Source organism: Novosphingobium sp. EMRT-2 (assembly GCF_005145025.1).
Classification (GTDB): domain Bacteria; phylum Pseudomonadota; class Alphaproteobacteria; order Sphingomonadales; family Sphingomonadaceae; genus Novosphingobium.
The window spans coordinates 1,247,969-1,266,473 of sequence record NZ_CP039695.1 but is presented as its reverse complement, the minus strand read 5'-3'; the positions used below and the strand labels follow the sequence as shown (position 1 = coordinate 1,266,473).

16 protein-coding genes and 1 tRNA gene are annotated in these 18,505 nt (G+C 67.6%); 11 read left to right on the top strand and 6 right to left on the bottom strand.

Annotated features, from left to right (window positions below):
• Positions 1-129: 129 nt before the first annotated feature.
• The 4 genes from FA702_RS06075 (at position 130) to FA702_RS06060 (ending at position 4,689) form a co-directional block, all read left to right on the top strand.
• Positions 130-993 (top strand): transglycosylase SLT domain-containing protein, encoded by an 864-nt coding sequence (locus FA702_RS06075; RefSeq protein WP_136955404.1) that lies wholly within the window; start codon positions 130-132, stop codon positions 991-993.
• 6 nt (positions 994-999) lie between these two features.
• Positions 1,000-3,117, top strand: a complete 2,118-nt coding sequence (locus FA702_RS06070; protein WP_136955403.1) for a flagellar biosynthesis protein FlhA — start codon at positions 1,000-1,002, stop codon at positions 3,115-3,117.
• Positions 3,114-3,845 (top strand): sigma-70 family RNA polymerase sigma factor, encoded by a 732-nt coding sequence (locus FA702_RS06065; RefSeq protein WP_124809233.1) that lies wholly within the window; start codon positions 3,114-3,116, stop codon positions 3,843-3,845. The genes FA702_RS06070 and FA702_RS06065 overlap by 4 nt, the downstream gene beginning before the upstream one ends.
• A gap of 61 nt (positions 3,846-3,906) precedes the next feature.
• Complete coding sequence (locus tag FA702_RS06060) at positions 3,907-4,689, top strand: SDR family oxidoreductase (protein ID WP_136955402.1); 783 nt, start codon at positions 3,907-3,909, stop codon at positions 4,687-4,689.
• 25 nt (positions 4,690-4,714) lie between these two features.
• Here FA702_RS06060 and FA702_RS06055 read toward each other — a convergent pair whose 3' ends face one another.
• Together FA702_RS06055 and FA702_RS06050 are read right to left on the bottom strand one after the other, a co-directional pair.
• Positions 4,715-5,407, bottom strand: a complete 693-nt coding sequence (locus FA702_RS06055; RefSeq protein ID WP_136955401.1) for a L,D-transpeptidase family protein — start codon at positions 5,405-5,407, stop codon at positions 4,715-4,717.
• A gap of 149 nt (positions 5,408-5,556) precedes the next feature.
• The gene (locus FA702_RS06050; protein ID WP_136955400.1) at positions 5,557-6,351 is read right to left on the bottom strand and encodes a transglutaminase family protein; all 795 of its coding nucleotides are present in this window, start codon (positions 6,349-6,351) and stop codon (positions 5,557-5,559) included.
• An 80-nt stretch (positions 6,352-6,431) separates the two neighbouring features.
• Between FA702_RS06050 and FA702_RS06045 the strand changes: the two genes are divergently transcribed.
• Positions 6,432-7,103 (top strand): TIGR02281 family clan AA aspartic protease, encoded by a 672-nt coding sequence (locus FA702_RS06045; protein WP_136955399.1) that lies wholly within the window; start codon positions 6,432-6,434, stop codon positions 7,101-7,103.
• Between the two features lie 9 nt (positions 7,104-7,112).
• Here FA702_RS06045 and FA702_RS06040 read toward each other — a convergent pair whose 3' ends face one another.
• Both FA702_RS06040 and FA702_RS06035 read right to left on the bottom strand, forming a co-directional pair.
• Positions 7,113-8,378, bottom strand: a complete 1,266-nt coding sequence (locus FA702_RS06040) for a DUF418 domain-containing protein (protein ID WP_136955398.1) — start codon at positions 8,376-8,378, stop codon at positions 7,113-7,115.
• 4 nt (positions 8,379-8,382) lie between these two features.
• Complete coding sequence (locus tag FA702_RS06035; protein WP_255504731.1) at positions 8,383-9,345, bottom strand: SPOR domain-containing protein; 963 nt, start codon at positions 9,343-9,345, stop codon at positions 8,383-8,385.
• A gap of 330 nt (positions 9,346-9,675) precedes the next feature.
• Between FA702_RS06035 and FA702_RS06030 the strand changes: the two genes are divergently transcribed.
• The 3 genes from FA702_RS06030 to FA702_RS06020 are packed head-to-tail and all read left to right on the top strand — an operon-like array spanning position 9,676 to position 12,402.
• Entirely contained in the window at positions 9,676-10,398 is a 723-nt protein-coding gene (locus FA702_RS06030; RefSeq protein WP_124809227.1) for a ParA family protein, read from the top strand.
• Positions 10,399-10,411: 13 nt separating this feature from the next.
• Positions 10,412-10,984 carry a hypothetical protein gene (locus FA702_RS06025; protein WP_136955396.1) on the top strand — a complete coding sequence of 191 codons (573 nt, stop codon included), beginning with the start codon at positions 10,412-10,414 and terminating at the stop codon, positions 10,982-10,984.
• Between the two features lie 26 nt (positions 10,985-11,010).
• A complete protein-coding gene (locus tag FA702_RS06020; protein ID WP_136955395.1) occupies positions 11,011-12,402 on the top strand; it encodes a tetratricopeptide repeat protein in 1,392 nt (463 codons plus the stop codon).
• Between the two features lie 21 nt (positions 12,403-12,423).
• Here FA702_RS06020 and FA702_RS06015 read toward each other — a convergent pair whose 3' ends face one another.
• A complete protein-coding gene (locus FA702_RS06015; protein ID WP_136955394.1) occupies positions 12,424-13,653 on the bottom strand; it encodes a dihydroorotase family protein in 1,230 nt (409 codons plus the stop codon).
• The gene (locus tag FA702_RS06010; RefSeq protein WP_136955393.1) at positions 13,650-14,693 is read right to left on the bottom strand and encodes an aspartate carbamoyltransferase catalytic subunit; all 1,044 of its coding nucleotides are present in this window, start codon (positions 14,691-14,693) and stop codon (positions 13,650-13,652) included. The genes FA702_RS06015 and FA702_RS06010 overlap by 4 nt, the downstream gene beginning before the upstream one ends.
• Before the next feature lie 84 nt (positions 14,694-14,777).
• Between FA702_RS06010 and sppA the strand changes: the two genes are divergently transcribed.
• The 3 genes from sppA (at position 14,778) to tig (ending at position 18,500) form a co-directional block, all read left to right on the top strand.
• Positions 14,778-16,661: a signal peptide peptidase SppA gene (sppA, locus tag FA702_RS06005; RefSeq protein ID WP_136955392.1), complete on the top strand. Its 1,884-nt coding sequence runs from the start codon at positions 14,778-14,780 to the stop codon at positions 16,659-16,661.
• A 98-nt stretch (positions 16,662-16,759) separates the two neighbouring features.
• Positions 16,760-16,844: transfer RNA gene (locus FA702_RS06000), tRNA-Leu, on the top strand.
• A 75-nt stretch (positions 16,845-16,919) separates the two neighbouring features.
• Complete coding sequence (gene tig / locus FA702_RS05995; RefSeq protein ID WP_136955391.1) at positions 16,920-18,500, top strand: trigger factor; 1,581 nt, start codon at positions 16,920-16,922, stop codon at positions 18,498-18,500.
• Positions 18,501-18,505 lie beyond the last annotated feature (5 nt).

The window sequence follows — 18,505 nt, the reverse complement described above, 5'->3', positions numbered from 1 at the left end:
GGTGTTTGGCACGATCTTTGCTTATCCCTTTCCTGAAGCCGCTTTCGAAATTCGGAAGCAGCGTGACGGAAAGGGATTTTTGTGAGTTCAGTCCAGTCTCCCGCCGGGCCGGCCGCATGGGCCGCTGCCATGGACGGAACAACCGGGCCGGGCGATGTGCGCGCCGCCATCTCGCGGGCCGCACAGGCGACGGGAGTCGACTTCGGCTACCTGCTGGCGCAGGCACGGCTTGAATCCGGCCTCAATCCCAATGCGCGCGCGCGCACGTCCAGCGCCACCGGGCTTTACCAGTTCACCAATTCCACCTGGCTTCGCACGCTGGACAAGCATGGCGCGGATCATGGCTATGACTGGGCCGGCAGCGTCATCGAGAACGGCAGCGTCCGCGATCCGGCGCTGCGCCAGCAGATCATGTCGATGCGCTCGGATCCGCAGCTTTCGGCGCTGATGGCGGGCGAACTGGCCAACGACAACCGCAACTATCTATTCGGCGTGCTGGGGCGGCAGCCGGGGAATTCCGAACTCTATCTCGCGCACTTTCTCGGCGCGGAAGGAGCGGGACGCTTCCTGACCGCCATGGCGACCGATCCCTCGCAATCGGCGGCGGCACTGCTGCCGCAGGCTGCGGCTTCGAACCGGTCGATCTTCTATGACGATAGCGGCGCGCCGCGTTCGCTGCAGGGCGTGATGAGCTTGCTCAGCGGCCGCCTTGCCGCCGCCGGTGGCGCGGCCAACAGCGACATGGCCTGGGCCGGCGGCTATTTGCCGGCAGCGTCCGGCAATGTCATGCCGGTTGACAATACACCCACCTTCACCGGTGGTCCGATCGCGCAGGAGTTTCAGGCGACGGCCTATGCCGCCGGCCAGCAACCGGCCCGGCCGGCTTCCTCTATGGCGGACACGCTGCGCGATGCCTTCGCGCTGAACGACGCTTCCGCCACCCCCAGCCATGTCCGCGCCGCCTACGACCGGCTCCGCTCTTTCGGACTCTAAGCCACGATGCTCAAACGCCTAGGCTCACCCAGTGCTCTCGCGTTGCCGGCGGGGATTCTCACGCTCATCGTCCTGATGATCGTGCCGATCCCGTCGTTCATGCTCGACGTGTTCTTCGTCCTCAACATCGCCCTTTCGGTGGCGATCCTGATGGCGTCGATGAACGCCGAGAAGCCGCTGGATTTCTCGTCCTTCCCATCCGTCCTCTTGTTCGGCACCCTGTTGCGCCTGGCGCTCAACGTCGCCTCCACGCGCATCGTGCTGGTCAACGGGCACCAGGGCGGCGCGGCGGCCGGCCATGTGATCGAGGCGTTCGGCGCGTTCCTGATCGGCGGCAACTTCGCCGTCGGCCTGTTCGTGTTCATGATCCTGATGATCATCAACCTGATGGTGGTGACCAAGGGTGCGGGCCGCGTGTCGGAAGTGTCCGCGCGTTTCACCCTGGATGCCTTGCCGGGCAAGCAGATGGCGATCGACGCCGACCTTGCCGCCGGCCTGCTCACCGCCGACGAAGCCAAGGCCCGTCGCCGCGAAGTGGCGACCGAGGCGGACTTCTACGGTTCGATGGACGGTGCCAGCAAGTTCGTGAAGGGCGACGCCATCGCCGCCCTGCTGATCCTTGCGGTCAACATCATCGCGGGCTTCTGCCTGGGCATGATCAGCCACGGGCTGACCGCCGGCGATGCCGCGCAGAAATACGTGACGCTGGCGGTTGGCGACGCGCTGGTGGCGCAAGTCCCCTCGCTGCTGCTCTCCATTGCCGCCGCCGTGATCGTGACCCGCGTGTCGGATACCCGCGACCTTGCCGGGCAGATCGGCGGCCAGCTCGCCGATCCGCGCACCTGGCTGCCGGTTGCGGTGATCCTGGGTGCGATCGGCATGATACCGGCGATGCCGCAGTCGATCTTCCTGCCGGCGGCCGCGCTTGCGGGCTGGCTGTGGTGGGCGCTGAAGAAGCGCTCCGAACGCCCCGCGCCCGAAGTGGTCGAAGAGGAAATCCCGGTCGATCCCTCGCGCATCACGCTGGAAGAGGTCAGCGACCAGACGCTCGTTACCATCGAGCTGGGCTATGGCCTTGTCCATCTGGTCGACGACCGGCGCGGTTCGCCGCTGGTCGCCCGGATTACCGGCGTGCGCAAGCAGCTCAGCCAGACCTTCGGCTTCATCGTGCCGCAATTCCGCGTCCGCGATGCGCTCGATCTGCCGCCGAACGATTATCGCATCGTGCTGGGCGGCGTCACACTGGGCGGGGCGAGCATCAAGGGCGAGAAGATCCTGGCCATCGACGTGGGCGAGGCGCGCGAGAACCACGGGCTGCAGGGCGATGCCACGCGCGATCCCAGCTTCGGCTGCCCGGCGCTGTGGATCGATGCCGCCCAGCGCGACCATGCCATCGCCGAAGGATTCCTGACGGTCGATGCCAGCACGGTTATCGCCACGCACCTCAACCAGCTTCTCGGCGAACGGCCGCAAGTGCTTCTGGGACCAGACGAAGTTCGTGCCATCTTCGACGCGGTCAAGGTCCGCGCGGCCGGCCTGGTCGAAACGATCTACCCGCAGCCGCTGTCGCTGGGCGCCGTCACGCGCCTGTTCCATGCGCTGCTGGAAGACGGCGTCAGCATCGCCCATCCGCTGCCGATCCTCTCGGCCTTGAGCGAAGCGGTGTTGCAGACGACCGAGCACGATCGCCTGGTGGACATCCTGCGCGCCCGCCTTGGTGCGATGATCGTCGCGCGGGTGTGCGGGCCGAACGATCGCCTGCCGGTGCTGACGCTCGACGGCTCGCTGGAACAGATGATCGTGCAGGGATTGCAGGACCCGGTAACCGGCCAGCCGGTGATCGAGCCCGATCTCGCGCGCGGGATCGGCGAACGGGTGGCGCAGATCATCAGCGATCGCGGGCCGACCGCGTCGCCGGTGGCGCTGGTGGTCCAGCCCCGCGCGCGCCGTGCGCTTTCGGCGCTGCTGCGGATGCGTGCGCCGACCTGTCTTGTCATTTCGATCTCGGAACTGCCGCCGACGCAGCCGATCGAGGTCATTTCCGTCATCGGAAACGAGGCGCACAGGCCCGTTCCCGCGCTTCCCCAACCGTCAGTGCTGCACCCCGAGGGCCTTGCTGCATGAAACATGATCAACGTCGATTTGCCGCCGCGCGTGCCTACCGTGACGATACCGCGGATCGTATCCGCCGGTTTCTGCCCATGGTCCGGCGCCTGGCGTGGCATATCCATGGGTCCGGGCGCGCCGGCATGGAACTGGAAGACCTGGTGCAGGCCGGGCTGGTTGCTTTGACCGAATGCGCCCAGAAGCACTCCGGCCCGACAGAGGACGGCTTTGCCGCCTATGCCAAGATGCGCGTGCGCGGGGCCATGGTCGATCTGGTGCGCCGCGTGACGCCGCTTTCGCGCAGCGTGTCCGAACGGCGCAGGATGCTGGCCGATCATACCGCGACGCTGCGCAACGAACTGGGGCGCGATCCCACCGATGCCGAACTGGCCGCCGCCATGGGCCTGACCGACCAGGAACTTGCCACCTTGCACGCCGGGAGCGAACCAGTGCGCTTTGAAACGATCGACAGCGCCTATTCCGATAGCGATCCGGCCTTTGCCGACGACCGGCCCGACAGCTTCGCCTTGCTGGCCGACGAACAGATGCGCGCGCGGGTGGCCTTCGCTATCGCCGCGTTGCCGGAAAGGCTCCAGCTCGTGATCCAGCTCTACTTCGTCGAGGAACTGAACCTTGCCGAAATCGCGCAGGTGCTCGACGTCAGCATTCCCCGCGTTCACCAGCTCAAGGCGCAGGCGCTCGAAAAGCTGCGGGCCGCGCTGGGGGATGAGGCCGACATTCTCTGATCGGCTCTTGCCGCATCGTCTCCCATGATTTAATCGATCGGTTAAATCATGGGAGAGCAAGATGCGGATTGATGCGGGCACGGCCGCCGTCGTTACCGGCGGGGCTTCCGGACTGGGACGCGCCACGGCAGAGGCGCTGGCCGCCAGCGGGGTGCAGGTCGCGATATTCGATCTGAACGAGGAACTGGGCCGGGAGGTAGCCGGCGCGATCGGTGGCTTGTTCTGCAAGGTCGATATCACCAGCGAACAATCGGTGGTGGCCGGCTTCGAAAAGGCCCGCGCCGCGCATGGGCAGGAACGCATCTGCGTCCATTGCGCCATGGCCAACCGCAAGGGCAAGACCGTCGGCCGCAACAAGGAAACCGGGGAGTTCGTGCGCCTTTCGACCGAGGACTATGAATTCGCCGCGCAGGGTATCCTTATTGCCAGCTACCGGGTTGCCTCGCTGTCCGCGCTGGGCATGGCCGCGCTGGCCCCGCTGGAGGACGGCGAACGGGGTACCATCATCCTGACGGCCTCGGTCGCCGCGCAGGACGCGCAGGTGGGGCAGGTCGCCTACGGTTCGCTGAAGGCGGGCGTGAACGGGCTGGTGCTGCCGATGGCGCGCGATCTCATGGACCTTGGCATCCGCGTGAACTCGATCATGCCCGGCATCTTCGGCACGCCGTTGCTGGGCCGCCTGCCGGAAAAGGTGCTGGATGGCCTCAACGCCTCGGTCCCGTTCCCGAAGCGGCTGGGCAAGCCCGAGGAATTCGCGTCGCTGGCGATGGAACTGGTGCGCAATTCCTATTTCAACGGTCAGAACATCCGCCTTGACGGCGCGATCCGGATGGCGCCCCGCTGATGCCCATTCGCCTATGCCGCAAGGTTCAGGCGCCCGATGGCGTCTGGGCCTGCTGCTCCACCACGATGGGATCGCCCACGCCGATGCGCTTGCCGTCGGTGATGATGACCTTGTCGCCCAGCTTCGCCTGTTCGAACAGGCGCTTGGCAAAGGCATCGGGCACGCCGATGCAGCCGTTGGTGGCATAGCCCTTTTCCACCTTGCTGCCGTGGATCGAGACGCCGTCGTTGGTCAGCCGCAGCATGTAGGGCATCGGCGCGTCATAGATGTTGGAAACGTGATCGGCGTCCTTCTCGGTGATCGGGAACACGCCGACCGGGGTGGGCTTGTCGCCATAGCCCTTGAGGATCGCGGTCGCGCCGATCTCGTGGCCGTTGCGGAACACCGACAGCGTGCGGGCCTCCAGATCGACAGTGACCACCAGCGGCCCCGGTTCGCCCTTGCTTTCGTCCCAGAAGAACTGGCCGAACTTGATCGGTTCGTCGATTTTCAGGATCGATTTGACCACGAACGGATCGTCGGCCGGCGGCTTGGGCGCAGGGGCGGGTTGCGGCGGCTTGGCGGCAGGCTTCGCCGTCGCCGGTTGCGCGGTGCCGTCCTTGTGCGGGAAGAATACCTGCGCCGCATCCTGCCCGACGTGGAACGCCAGCATCGAGGCGAGCGACATGGCGATGAAGCCGGCGGGGACGCGAATCCAGCGCTTGCGCAGCAGATTCATCGGTCCATCGTCTGTCACAGGTGCCGGCCTTTCATCGCCTTCGGTCGCGCGCCGTGCGTCCATGCTTCGCGCGGCCTTGCGCACGGCTTAACACACAGGGCTGAAAGGGAAGTAAACCCGATCGTTCCTCCCGCTATCGGCGGCGGCCGCTATTCGCTGCGGACGGTGATGTCCTTCGATACAAGGTCCATCGTGCCGTAGCTTGTGACGAAGCTGGCGTCCGCCGCATCGCGCCCCACGCCGATGACCGCGAAGGCGTCTGGCGTGATCATGCCCGTGGCATCGACGATGCGCCAGCTTCCGCCCTGGCCCGCCGGATCGGCCAGGAAAACCTCGGCCACGGCGTGAAAGTCCTGCGGCGATACGCCGGGGCCATAGCCGGACGCGAACCGGGCCGGGATGGCCGCCGCGCGGGCAAGGGCGATCAGCGTATGGGCATAGTCGCGGCACACGCCCCGTCGCTCGACGAAGCTGTCCAGCGCGGTGGTCGCGGAATTGCTCGATCCCGGAACGTAACGGAAGTGGCCGGCGATCCAGGCGCGCATCGCCTCCACCTTCGCACCGCCCGCCAGTGCGCCGAATTCCTCCTGCACGAAGGGCTGGAGCCGGCTGGCCGGGCAATAGAGCGAATCGAGCAGATAGGGCACCGCCTCTCCCGGCAGGCGGTGCGGCGGCAGCCCGGCTAGCGACGCCAGGTCGAAATCGTTGCGCAGCACTTCGATCCGCGCATCATAACTGACCGAGAATTCGCCGTCGTGGTGAACCCATATCCTTTCGCCGATGCCATCCTGTGCCCCCACGCGCAGAAAGTGCGGGGTGGGCGTGCTGGCGATGTTTGCGGAAAGGATGGACTGTTGCGAGGTCGGGGCCGCTTCGATCTGGAGCAAGGCATCGGTTGCGCCATACATGCGGCAGGAAAGGCGGGTGGCTATGGTGAGGATCATGATCGCTCCAATGGTTTGACCGCCCATGCGTTCCGATGATGTCAGCCGCGTGAAAGGAAAGGCATGGTACGCGCGATTCGATGGACATTCCGGGAAATCTGATCGCTGCCTTGCCGCCGGCGCTGACCGGTGCCCCGCCGCTGCTTCTGGCGGCGGGCGGCGCGATCGTGCTGGTGATGATCGCCGGCATGATTCGCGGCTTTCTACCGTTGACCGGGCGGCTGCTGGGCTTTGTCGGCAATGTCGCGTTGCTGGCGGTGTTCGCGCTGACGGTGGTGCGCTTCGTGCATCTCGATCCCACGTTCGATTCCCTCACCTCCAACATCGGGATGCCGTCGCAGAGCGTGGCGGGTGGCGAAACGCGCATTCCCCTGGCGGCCGACGGGCACTACTGGATCGAAGCGCGCGTCAACGGCGTGCGCCAGCGCTTCATGGTCGATACCGGGGCCACCATCACGGCGCTGTCCGAAGATGCCGCCGCCGCCGCCGACATCAGGCCCGATCCGTTGCGCCTGCCGATATCGGTGCGCACGGCGAACGGAGAAGTGGAGGCGCGCATGGCGCGGGTGGGCGAATTGCGCTTCGGATCGATCGTGGCGCGCGACATGGACGTGATCGTCACCGGGTCGACCGGCGGCCTCAACGTGCTGGGCATGAACCTGCTGTCACGGCTCAAGTCGTGGCGCGTGGAAGGCGGGGTCCTGATCCTGAGTCCGAAGCATCCGCAGAAGGCGGCGGATACGCCATCCTGAGCCGCGGGATCAGGATGGCCTCGCGACGAACAGGAACGTCAGGCGTCGCCACGCCGCTTCCATCGGCCCCTGGCGGAATCGGGCAAGCCACCATGCCGGCCAGGCCAGCATCGCGATCCAGCCGAGTACGACGAAAGCCGGCAGCCACAGGCGCGGCAGTTCGGGGCCGAGGCCCAGGCCCCAGCCCGAAAACACGGCGCCCATCAGCACCGTGGTCCCCAGGTAGTTGGTGAAGGCGCAGCGTCCGGCGGCTGCGAGGCGGCGGGCGAGCGGATGGCCGCTTGCGCGCGGCCAGCACAGCAACAGTGCGGCGAGGTAGCCCAGCGCCATGATCGCGCGCGGGATCGCCGCGATGTGGTCCATTACGCCCAGCATCGCGCGCGGGGGGAAATGATGCGCCCAGATCCACCAAAGGACCGGCAGCGTCAGCATCCCGCCGATGCCGATGCCGACCGCCGCCATGCGGGCGATCGCGCGACGGCTCCAGCCGCCGGTGAAAAAGCCGCTGCGGAACAGGGCGATGCCCACCAGCATCAGCGGCAGCGTTTCGGTCGCCGTCGCCAGCGCGATCTTGAACGGCAGGAATGGTGCCAGAGCAAGCCGCAGCCGGATCGCCTGGAGGAAGCCGGCGTTCAGGATCTGCGTGTCCTGCGCCATCGATTGCGCGATCCGCGCCATCATCGCGGCCTGTTCAGCCTGTTCCGCTGCAGTGCCATGCCCGGACAGCACGCGCTGTTCGGCCGCTATGCCGGGCACATCGCCGATGCCGTCCAGTCCGTGTGCGGCGCAGAACACCGCGATGGCAATGGCGGCCAACGCGGCAGGCGGCAGGCGGCGTAACACCAGCGCGCCCAGGCCGCACAGGGCATAGGGAAACAGGATGTCCCCCCACCATAGCAGCAAGTAATGCGCGTATCCGAACAGGGCGAGCCAGAACAGCCGGCGGGCCTGCATCGCATCGCCGTTCAACCCGCGCCGTTCGGCGGCTTCGATGAACAGCATCATGCTGGCCCCGAACAGCAGCGTGAACAGTGCGCGCATCTTGCCTTCGAATAGCAGGAACGACAGCGCGAACCACGCGTCGGCACCGGGTTCGACGCGGGGCAGGGCGGGCGAGAAGCTGGCGAGCGTCGGACCCCAGAACCCGGTGATGTTGATCGTCAGGATGCCCAGCACGGCAATGCCGCGCACGAAATCGATCGCCGCGATCCGCGAAGGGCCGCCATGCGCTGGAAGTGGGAGGGAAGCGGGCTGGTCCGAAGCGTGATTCGTCAAAGCCTTACGGCTTTATCACCAGGCACGCGATGCCACCAGCCTTGAGGCCGTCGCACGCCCTTTCCGCGTCCGCCTGTCCGCCGTAGCCGCCGGCGAGCAGGCGCGTCACGCCGCCGGAGGGAATGTCGATCCGGGGATGGCCGGCCAAGCCCGGTCGGGCCTTCACCCGGCTCCACAGCGCATCGGCATTGCCGCGCTGCGAGAACGCGCCCAGCTGGATGCGCCAGTTGCCGGTCGCGCGGACGGTGGGCGGGGTATGCTGGGCTGGCGGGGGAGGTGCCGGTCGGGGCGTTGCCGGTCGGGGCGTTGCCGGGCGCGGGGGTGCGGGCGGTGGCGGAGCCGCCGCGACGGTGGAGGCGGGTACGCTGATGGTGGGCAACGGCCGGGGCGCGGCGTTGGCGGGCGTTTGCACCGGCGGGGCCTTGGCGCCCAGATCGCTGGCGGCGAGTTGCACGCTGCGCGCCTGTTCCGCTTTCCGTTCGAGATCGCCGGCCAGCGAAATGCCCATTTGCCGCTGCTCCAGCGGGATCACGGTGTCCATGGTGGCGAGGCTGGATGTCGCCTGCGGCAGGCCGCTGGCCGCGGCGCGGGTCATCAGCGCATAAGCGCGCACCCAGTCCTTGCCCACGTAATCGCCGTTGAAGGCGGCGATGCCGAGGATGTACATCGCGCGCGGCTCTCCGCGATCAGCGGCGGTGTTGAGCCAGGGCAGGGCCTCCGTCTGGCGGCCCGACTGGAACAGCACGATGCCATAGTTGTCGCCGGCCTGCGGATGTCCCTTGCGCGCGGCGCGGCCGAAATAGAATTCGGCCTTGGCCATGTCCTGCGGCACGCCTTTGCCCAGCCGATAGGCTTGCCCCAGGTTGAACTCCGCGTCCGCATCGCCCTTGGCGGCGGCTGTCTCCCATTGGCGGACCGCGCCTGCATAGTCCTGCCGTTGCCAGGCATCGACGCCGGATTTCACCACGTTCGCGTTCGCACCGCTGCCTGTCGTCTGGGCTTGGGCGGACAGGGCCGGGGCGGCCGCGCAGGCTGCCAGTATGGCAATTCCTATGGTTGTTCCCGCTTTCGGTCGAAGCACGGCAAGGCCCCCGCTCGTGTAGTAGCTGCTGGATTGGGTATGGTATTTGTGATCGGTTAACCCCGCATTAGCAAAGAATTGCGGCCTTGCGAGCCTCATTGCCACGAAATCGGGTGCGTGTTGTCCCTTCCCCCTCCCGCGCGGCATTAACGGAAATTTCAGTCTGTTCTGCGATCTCCCGTTCAGGACCGTTTCGGTATAAGAGGGGGATACCCATTGCGCGTATTGGCTTTGGCATCGCAGAAGGGCGGATCGGGAAAGACCACCCTGTCCGGTCATCTTGCCGTGCAGGCGCAGCGCGCCGGCGCCGGCCCGGTCGTTCTCATCGACATCGATCCGCAGGGGTCGCTGGCTGATTGGTGGAATGAGCGCGAGGCGGAATACCCGGCCTTCGCCCAGACCACCGTGGCCCGTCTGGCCGCCGACCTTGCCGTTCTGCGCCAGCAGGGCTTCAAGCTGGCCGTAATCGATACGCCACCGGCGATCACGATGGCGATCCAGTCGGTTATCTCCGTGGCGGAACTGATCGTCGTGCCCACGCGCCCCAGCCCGCATGACTTGCGCGCCGTTGGCGCCACGGTCGATCTGTGCGAGCGCGCCGGAAAGCCGCTGATCTTCGTGGTAAACGGCGCGACGCCCAAGGCACGCATCACCTCCGAAGCGGCGATCGCGCTGTCGCAGCACGGCACCGTAGCCCCCGTAACGCTGCACCACCGCACCGATTTCGCGGCCTCGATGATCGATGGGCGCACGGTGATGGAAGTCGATCCCAAGGGGCGTTCGGCGCAGGAAGTCACTGCGCTGTGGACCTATATTTCCGAACGGCTCGAACGCAATTTCCGCCGTACCGTCTTCGCGGTGCCCGCGCAGCCGGCGCCAGTCATCGGCGCTGCTCCACGCGCGGCCGGAGGCTTCGGCCGCCGCGTCAGTGGTTCGTGAAGGGAGGAGCCTGATGACCGAACCCCGCTCCTTCGCTTCGCTGACGCCAAGCCTTCTTGCCCGCAAGGGCGGCGCGCGCCCCGCCATGCGGCCCCAGCTTGCGCCGATTTCCTATGACGAACAGCACCGTGTCGGGCTGGGCGGCGGCCATGCTCCTCTCGACGATCTGGGCTGGAACGATATGGGCGAGGCACCGTCGCATGGCTCATCCCATGGTGCGCCGGTGCCCGATCATGCCGACGCCGCGCCTGCGGTGCCCGAAGTGGTGCGCCAGATGAAGACGCTCGCGCAGGCCGTGGCCGAGGAAGCCCCGGTTGTGGAAGAAGCTCCCGCATTTGAGCCGGTATCGGCACCGTCGGAACCCGAAGTTGCGCCGCAGCCGGCGCGTCGCCATGGCGTTGCCCTGGCTTCGGGCCGCAAGGCCGCTTTCACACTGCGTCTCGACGCCGATCGCCATTTCCGCCTGCGGCTTGCCAGCACTCTGGAGAACCGCAGCGCGCAGCAGGTCGTGACCGACGCGCTCGACCGCTTTCTCGAAACCGTGCCCGGTCTTGAAGACCTGGCCTGCCGCGCCAAGCGGCCTTGATCCGTTTGCCAGGGGATTTTCCGATCATGCAGCCCTCGATCGATTTCACCGCACCGCGCGCTGCCCCGCTTCGCCGGCGGCTGCGCATGGGGTTAGCCACCGCGCTGGCGGCTGGCCTGCTCGCGGGCTGTGCGGCCGGCGGGCCGCATGCCGACAAGATCGCGGCCAATGCCCGCGCGGAACTGGGTGGCGGCCATGCCGACAAGGCGGTCGCCCTCGCGGAAAAGGCCGTGTTGTCCGATCCGCGCAACGGCGCTTACCGCCTCCTGCTGGGGAACAGCTACTTGCGCGCCGGCCGCTTCGAATCCGCGCGGCAGGCCTATGACGAGGCGATGGAACTGGGCGAGGACAGCGGCAAGGCCGCGTTGAGCCTTGCGCTGGCCGAAATCGGCATGGGCCGCAGCAACGAGGCGGTCGACACGCTGAACAGCTATCGCGATGCCATTCCGGTCGAGGACTATGGGCTGGCGCTAGCGTTGGCCGGCCGTACCGGCGAAGGCATCGAAATGATGGCTAACGCGCTGCGTACCAGCGGGACCAATCCCAAGATCCGCCAGAATCTTGCATTCGCCCTGGCGCTTCATGGCGAATGGAAGGAAGCCCGGGTCATGGCTTCGTTCGATGTGCCCGCCGACCAGCTCGACGCGCGCATCCAGCAATGGGCGGCCATGGGCAATCCCGAGGACGTGCGCCTCCGCGTGGCCTCGCTGATCGGTGCTCCGGTACGCGAAGATGCCGGCCAGCCGACGGCGCTGGCGCTCGCCAACTTCCCGGAAACGGCGCAACTGGCCGACGCCGCCGCGGCGAAGGCGGAGACGCCGAAGGCAGGCAACGCCGGCGCGGCCCCCACGCTGGCCAAGGCCGCCGTGGAGGAACTGCCGGCGCTCGATACCGCGCCCGCTCCACGAGTGGCGGACGCTTCGACGCAGCCGCGCCCCGCGCAACTGGCGATGATCGACGCGCCCGCGGCGAAAGCCGCGCCGGTCGCGGTGGTTCAGCCGCAGGCCCGGCCCTATCGCATCGCCGCACCGGTGACGCATCCGGCTGTTCGTCTTTCCGCGCGCCCGGTGGCCAAGCCGGCAAGCAGGCTGGCGGTGCGTCCCACGGTCGCACCGGGCACGCATCTGGTACAGCTGGGTGCGTTCTCCACCGCCGATGGCGCACGCCGGGCCTGGCGTCACTTCGCGTCGCGCAATCCGGCGCTGGCGGGCTATCGCAACGTGACCACCGAGGTCACCGTCAACGGCCGCCACTTCTGGCGCGTGCAGGCGGCTGGCTTCGTCGGGCAGGCTTCCGCCGCCACGCTGTGCCGCTCGGTCAAGGCGCGCGGCGGCGCGTGCCTCGTCATGGCCGCGCCCCGTGTGGCTCCGCCGCAGCCGGGCCGCCCCTCCGATACCCGTCTCGCGCGGTTGCGCTGACGGGCTTCGGCCCGCCTGCGTTCAGGCGATCAGCTTGCCGCCCTTGAACAGGGCGTTGACCCGGCCTTCCACGGGCCGCCGGTCGAACGGCGTGTTGCCGGCGCTGGCTGCCATCTTGTCCGAATCGACGATCCAGGGACGGACCGGATCGATCAGCGCGATATCGGCTTCCCAGCCGGTCTCCAGCCTTCCGGCATCCACGCCCAGCAGGCGTGCCGGGGCACCGGCAAGCAGGTCGAACGCGCGGGCAAGATTGATATGACCATCGCGCACCAGAGTCAGCGTCAGCGGCAACAGCGTTTCCGCCCCGGCCATGCCCGGTTCGGCATCGGCGAAGGGCAGGCGCTTGTCCTCGGGGCCGCGCGGATCATGGCCCGATGCGATCACGTCGATCGTGCCGTCGGCGATCGCGGCGATCACCGCCTTGCGATCGGCATCGCTGCGCAGCGGCGGCGAAAGGCGGCAGAACGTCCGGAAATCGGCGAGTTCCAGATCGGACAGCATGAAATGCGCCGGGGTCACGCCCGCGCTCACCGGCGCGCCGCGCGCCTTGGCCTTGCGTACGAGATCCAGCGCGCGCGCGGTCGTCACCTGCCGGAAGTGGACGTGGCAACCCGATAGTTCGGCCAGCGTGATGTCGCGCGCCACCGCCAGCGCTTCGGCCTCGGCCGGGGCGGACGGCAGGCCCAGCCGGGTCGCCATCTCGCCGGCGGTGGCCACGGCCGCGCCGGTGACGCCGGCATCCTCGGCATGGGTGATGACGACCAGCCCGAGCATCGCGCAATAGCGCAGCAGCCGAAGCATCACGCCCGAATCGGCGATCCAGTTCCGCCCGGTCGCGACCGCGCGTGCGCCGGCCTCGCGCATCAGGGCCAGTTCGGCGAGTTCCGCGCCTTCCAGCCCGCGCGTGGCGGCGGCGAGCGGGTGGACCCAGAAATCGGGCTTACCCGATTGCGCGGCGAAGCGGACGCGCGCCGGATGGTCCAGTGGCGGCCCCTGATCGGGCATCAGCGCGGCGCGGGTGATGCCGCCGAAGTGGAACGCCGGCTTGTCGATGGCGAAGACGCCCAGATCGACGAGGCCCGGCGCGATCAGCGCGCCGCGCGCGTCGATCACGTCATCGCCTTCCGCCGGCGAAACATTCCCGATCGCCACGATCCGCCCGTTCTCGCAGCGCAGCGCGCCGGCAACGGGTTCGCCTTCGGGCAGCACCAGCCTGCCGCCGGTGATGGTCAGCGGGCGCGGGGTCATGTAAGGACTCCCTGTTCTTCGGCCCAGCCGGGCACGCCTCTCGCGCGCCGTGTCAGCACGTCCAGACAGGCCATGCGGATGGCGACGCCGCGTTCCACCTGCCGGGTAATCAGGCTGCGGGTTGGATGGTCGGCCACCTGGCTGTCGATCTCCACGCCCCGGTTCATGGGGCCGGGATGCATGACGAAGGCATCGGCTTCCGCCTTGGCGAGCCGGTCGAGCGTCAGCCCGTACAGATGCCTGTATTCGCGGGGGGAGGGGATGAACTGGCCGCTCATCCGTTCCTGTTGGAGCCGCAGCATCATCACCACTTGCGCGCCCTTCAGCGCCGCGTCGAAATCGTGGAAGGGCTTCACGCCCATCGCCTCGATCTCGGCCGGCATCAGCGCGGGCGGCGCGCAGACGCTGACATCGCAGCCCAGCGCGGTCAGGGCCAGGATGTTGGAGCGGGCGACGCGGCTGTGCAGGATGTCCCCGCAGATCGTCACGCGCAGGCCGTTCAGGTCGCTGCCGGGGGGGCGCTTCAGCGCATGGCGGATGGTCAGCGCGTCGAGCAGTGCCTGCGTGGGATGCTCGTGCTGGCCGTCGCCCGCGTTGAGCACCGGGCAATCGACCTTTTCGGCGATCAGCCGCACCGCGCCGGAACTGGCGTGGCGGATGACGATGGCGTCCGCGCGCATCGCGTTCAGCGTCATCGCCGTGTCGATCAGCGTTTCGCCCTTCTTCACGCTGGACGTGGCGGCGTGCATGTTGACCACGTCCGCGCCCAGCCGCTTGCCCGCGATCTCGAACGACAGCAGCGTGCGGGTGGAATTCTCGAAGAAGGCGTTGATGATGGTGAGGCCCGAGAGGACTTCGGCGCGCTTCTGCGATTGCCGGTTCAGCTCCACCCACTGTTCCGCCTCGTCCAGCAGGAACAGGATCTCGTGCCGGGCAAGCCGGCCGATCCCGGTCAGATCGCGATGGGGAAAGGCAAGGCCGCCGGCGGGATAGCGGGCCGAAGGCGGTGCGGCGGAGGAGGTGGGGGTCGATGGTTGCATCGAAGACCACGCCCTAGACCCGGCACGGAGGCATCTCAAGCCTTGCGGCTGGAACTCTTCGCGTTCAGGCCGTAGATATCCCCCATGAAATTCGCCCGCTCGGCCTGGAAGCTCCTCGTCGCCGTCAAGGACGCTCTCGTCCTCCTGTTCCTCCTGCTGTTCTTCTGGGCGCTCTACGCGGTGCTCACGCTGCGTCCGGCCCCCGGCATGGTGCGTGAAGGCGCGCTCTATCTGGTGCTCGATGGCCCGGTGGTGGAGGAACGTAGCCATATCGATCCGCTGAGCCTGCTGACCAGCGGCGAGAAGCCGCGTCGGGAATACCGCGAACGCGACATCGCCCGCGCGATCGAGCAGGCGGCCACCGATTCGCGGATCAAGGTGATCGTGCTCGATCTCGAGAAGTTCGCGGGCGGGCGGCAGGTCCATCTCAGCCATATCGGCGCGGCGATGGACAAGGCCCGGGCGGCGAAGAAGCCGGTGCTGGTCCGCGCGGTGATGTATCAGGACGATGGCGTGCAACTGGCGGCCCATGCCAGCGAGGTCTGGGTCGATCCGATCGGCGGCGCGATCGTGACCGGCCCCGGTGGCACCAACCTTTATTACAAGGCGCTGCTCGACCGGCTGAAGGTGAAGGCGCACGTCTTCAAGGTCGGCACCTACAAGAGCGCGGTGGAACCCTACATCCGCGACGATGCCTCGCCCGAAGCGAAGGAAGCGCTAAACGCGGTGTACACCGCGCTGTGGGACAGCTGGCAGGCCGAAGTGAAGAAGGCCCGGCCCAAGGCGAACCTAGCGCTGGTGACGGGCGATCCGGTGAAGTGGCTGGCCGAAAGCAATAACGATGCGGCGCAGGCGGCGCTCAAGGCCGGGCTGGTCGACAAGCTGGGCGATCGCATCGCCTTCGGCAAGCGCGTGGCCGAACTCGCGGGCGCCGATCCGTCGGCCGGGCTTGGCGCGTTCCGCTCCACCGACATGGCGACCTATCTCGCCGACAAGCCTGAACCGCGCGAAGGCAAGGCGATCGCCGTGGTGACCATCGCGGGCGAGATCGTCGATGGCGATGCCGGGCCGGGGACCGCGGGCGGCGACCGGATTGCCGCGCTGCTCGACAAGGCGGCGGCCAGCGATGACTACGCCGGGCTGGTGGTGCGGGTCGATTCGCCGGGCGGATCGGTGCTGGCCTCGGAACGGATTCGCGCCGCGATCGAACGGATCAAGGCCAAGGGGCTGCCGGTGGCCGTGTCGATGGCGAATCTGGCCGCAAGCGGTGGATACTGGGTCTCCACGCCTGGCCAGCGCATCTTCGCGGAGCCGGACACGATCACCGGCTCGATCGGAATCTTCGCCGTGATCCCGACCGTCGAGGACACCATCGCGCAGTATGGCGTCCACGCCGATGGTTTGCGCACGACGCCGCTGGCTGGCCAGCCCGACCTGCTGGGCGGGCTGACACCGGCGTTCCAGGGGCTGCTGCAGGGCCAGATCGAAAACAACTATCGCCGCTTCATCGGCCTTGTCGGCGCATCGCGCCACAAGACGCCCGAGCAGGTCGATGCCATCGGCCAGGGTCGCATCTGGGATGGCGGCACCGCGCGTCAGATCGGTCTTGTCGACCAGTTCGGCGGGCTGGATGATGCGCTGGCGTGGACCGCCAAGGCGGCCAAGGTCGACAAGTGGCACCCCGTTTTCCTGGGATCGGGCGATGGCACGGTGCGCAGCCTGCTGGAACAGATGGCCAGCGACGACGGGGACGCCGCGGCGGCGCCATCGGGCGATCTGGCCGGCTTCGTTGCCTTGCGCCAGCAGGCGCTGGCGGGCCGGTTGATGGCCGATGTCTCGCGCTTGCTGTCGGGGCGCGGTGCGCAGGCCTATTGCCTGGAATGCGTGGGCGATGACCGCGCCGCCGCTCCTCCCGCCGCGCATCAGGGCTGGGGCTTGCTGGCCGCGCTGGCGCGCCTGGCGCGCTGATCCGGAGGCGTCCGGAAGGCCGCATTGCCCGATTGGACCCAAGGCGCTTGCCCTTTTCCCGCCGCTGCGATAGGGGCACCGCCTGCTTTTCGCCGGATGCGGGCGTGGCGGAACTGGTAGACGCGCTGGATTTAGGTTCCAGTATCGCAAGATGTGGGGGTTCGAGTCCCTTCGCCCGCACCAGTCGCTGCGCCAAGCTCCGACCCGAGGACGACGCGCCGCGCGGTGCGTCAATGACGTACAGAAAGTTGGATCAGGATGCAGATCGTCGAGACCACCAACGAGGGCCTGAAGCGCGCCTACACCGTGACCATCCCGGCCGCCGACATCGCGTCGCGCGTCGAAGGGGAAGTGAAGAAGATCACGCCGCAGGTGCGGATGCCCGGCTTCCGCCCCGGCAAGGTGCCCGCGAACCTCGTGCGCAAGATTCACGGCCCGGCGCTTCACCAGGAAGCGCTCAACACCACCATCCGCGCCGCGCTGGACAAGCTCGTGGCCGATCACAAGCTGCGCCCCGCCGTGCAGCCCTCGGTCGCGCTGGGCGATGGCTATGCCGAAGGGCAGGACGCCGAACTGACCGTCGCGCTCGAAGTCCTGCCGGACATCGCCGCGCCGTCGCTCGATGGCCTGAAGCTTGAAAAGCTGGTCGTGCCCGTGGGCGAGGACCAGGTGGACGAAGCCGTCAACCGCATCGCCGCCGGGCAGAAGAAGTTCACCGACGCGCCGAAGAATGCCAAGGCCAAGGAAGGCGATCAGCTGATCATCGATTTCCTCGGCAAGGTCGATGGCGTCGCCTTCGAGGGCGGCACCGCCGAAGACCAGCCGCTGGAAATCGGTTCGGGCCGCTTCATCCCCGGCTTCGAGGAACAGCTCACCGGTCTGAAGGTCGGCGACGAGAAGGTCATCACCGTCACGTTCCCGGAAGACTATCCAGCCGAGAACCTGAAGGGCAAGGAAGCCACCTTCGACATCACGGTGAAGGCGGTGAAGCACGGCGGCGAGTTCGTGGCCGATGACGAGTTCGCCAAGATGCTCGGCCTTGAGAGCCTGGAGCAGCTGCGCGGCCTGCTCAAGGGCCAGCTCGAACAGGAAACCGCCGGCCTCACCCGCACTCAGATGAAGCGCGCGCTGCTCGACCAGCTGGCCGCCGGCCACGATTTCGCCGTGCCGCCGTCGATGGTCGAAGCCGAATTCGAGCAGATCTGGCAGCAGCTGACCCACGAAGCGAGCCACGAGGAAAACCCCGAGGAAGCGCTGAAGGAGATCGAGGCGGAGAAGGAAGACTACCGCAAGATCGCCGAACGCCGCGTCCGTCTTGGCCTGCTCCTGTCGGAAATCGGCCAGGCCAACGGCGTGCAGGTGTCCGCGCAGGAAATGGAAATGCTGATCCGCCAGGCGGCCCAGCAGTACCGCGAGGAAGATCGCCAGCGCTTCATCGAGTACGTCCGTTCGGAACCGCTTGCCGCCGCCCAGCTGCGCGCCCCGCTCTACGAGGACAAGGTCGTCGACTTCCTGTTCGACAAGGCCGAAGTGGCTGAGCGCGAAGTGACGCGTGACGAGCTGCAGGCCGCCATCGAAGCCGAAGAAGGCGTGACGCCGGCGGCCGAAGCGAAGCCCGCCGCGAAGAAGAAGGCTCCGGCCAAGAAGAAGGCAGAAGCCCCCGCCGAGGAAGCGCCCGCCGCCGAAGCCCCGGCCGAGGAAGCCAAGCCCGCCGCGAAGAAGGCCGCGCCGAAGAAGAAGGCGGCCGCTCCCGCTGAAGCTCCGGCCGAGGAAGTCGCTGCCGAAAAGCCGGCTCCGAAGAAGAAGGCTCCGGCCAAGAAAAAGGCTGAAGAGGCCTGATCTCC

Coding starts and splice junctions, on each gene's coding strand:
- FA702_RS06045 (WP_136955399.1), top strand. CDS start 6,432: ATGGACATTCCGGGAAATCTGATCGCTGCCTTGCCGCCGGCGCTGACC.
- FA702_RS06020 (WP_136955395.1), top strand. CDS start 11,011: ATGCAGCCCTCGATCGATTTCACCGCACCGCGCGCTGCCCCGCTTCGC.
- FA702_RS06070 (WP_136955403.1), top strand. CDS start 1,000: ATGCTCAAACGCCTAGGCTCACCCAGTGCTCTCGCGTTGCCGGCGGGG.
- FA702_RS06060 (WP_136955402.1), top strand. CDS start 3,907: ATGCGGATTGATGCGGGCACGGCCGCCGTCGTTACCGGCGGGGCTTCC.
- FA702_RS06025 (WP_136955396.1), top strand. CDS start 10,412: ATGACCGAACCCCGCTCCTTCGCTTCGCTGACGCCAAGCCTTCTTGCC.
- sppA (WP_136955392.1), top strand. CDS start 14,778: ATGAAATTCGCCCGCTCGGCCTGGAAGCTCCTCGTCGCCGTCAAGGAC.
- FA702_RS06010 (WP_136955393.1), bottom strand. CDS start 14,693: ATGCAACCATCGACCCCCACCTCCTCCGCCGCACCGCCTTCGGCCCGC.
- FA702_RS06075 (WP_136955404.1), top strand. CDS start 130: ATGGACGGAACAACCGGGCCGGGCGATGTGCGCGCCGCCATCTCGCGG.
- FA702_RS06055 (WP_136955401.1), bottom strand. CDS start 5,407: ATGAATCTGCTGCGCAAGCGCTGGATTCGCGTCCCCGCCGGCTTCATC.
- FA702_RS06065 (WP_124809233.1), top strand. CDS start 3,114: ATGAAACATGATCAACGTCGATTTGCCGCCGCGCGTGCCTACCGTGAC.
- FA702_RS06050 (WP_136955400.1), bottom strand. CDS start 6,351: ATGATCCTCACCATAGCCACCCGCCTTTCCTGCCGCATGTATGGCGCA.
- FA702_RS06015 (WP_136955394.1), bottom strand. CDS start 13,653: ATGACCCCGCGCCCGCTGACCATCACCGGCGGCAGGCTGGTGCTGCCC.
- tig (WP_136955391.1), top strand. CDS start 16,920: ATGCAGATCGTCGAGACCACCAACGAGGGCCTGAAGCGCGCCTACACC.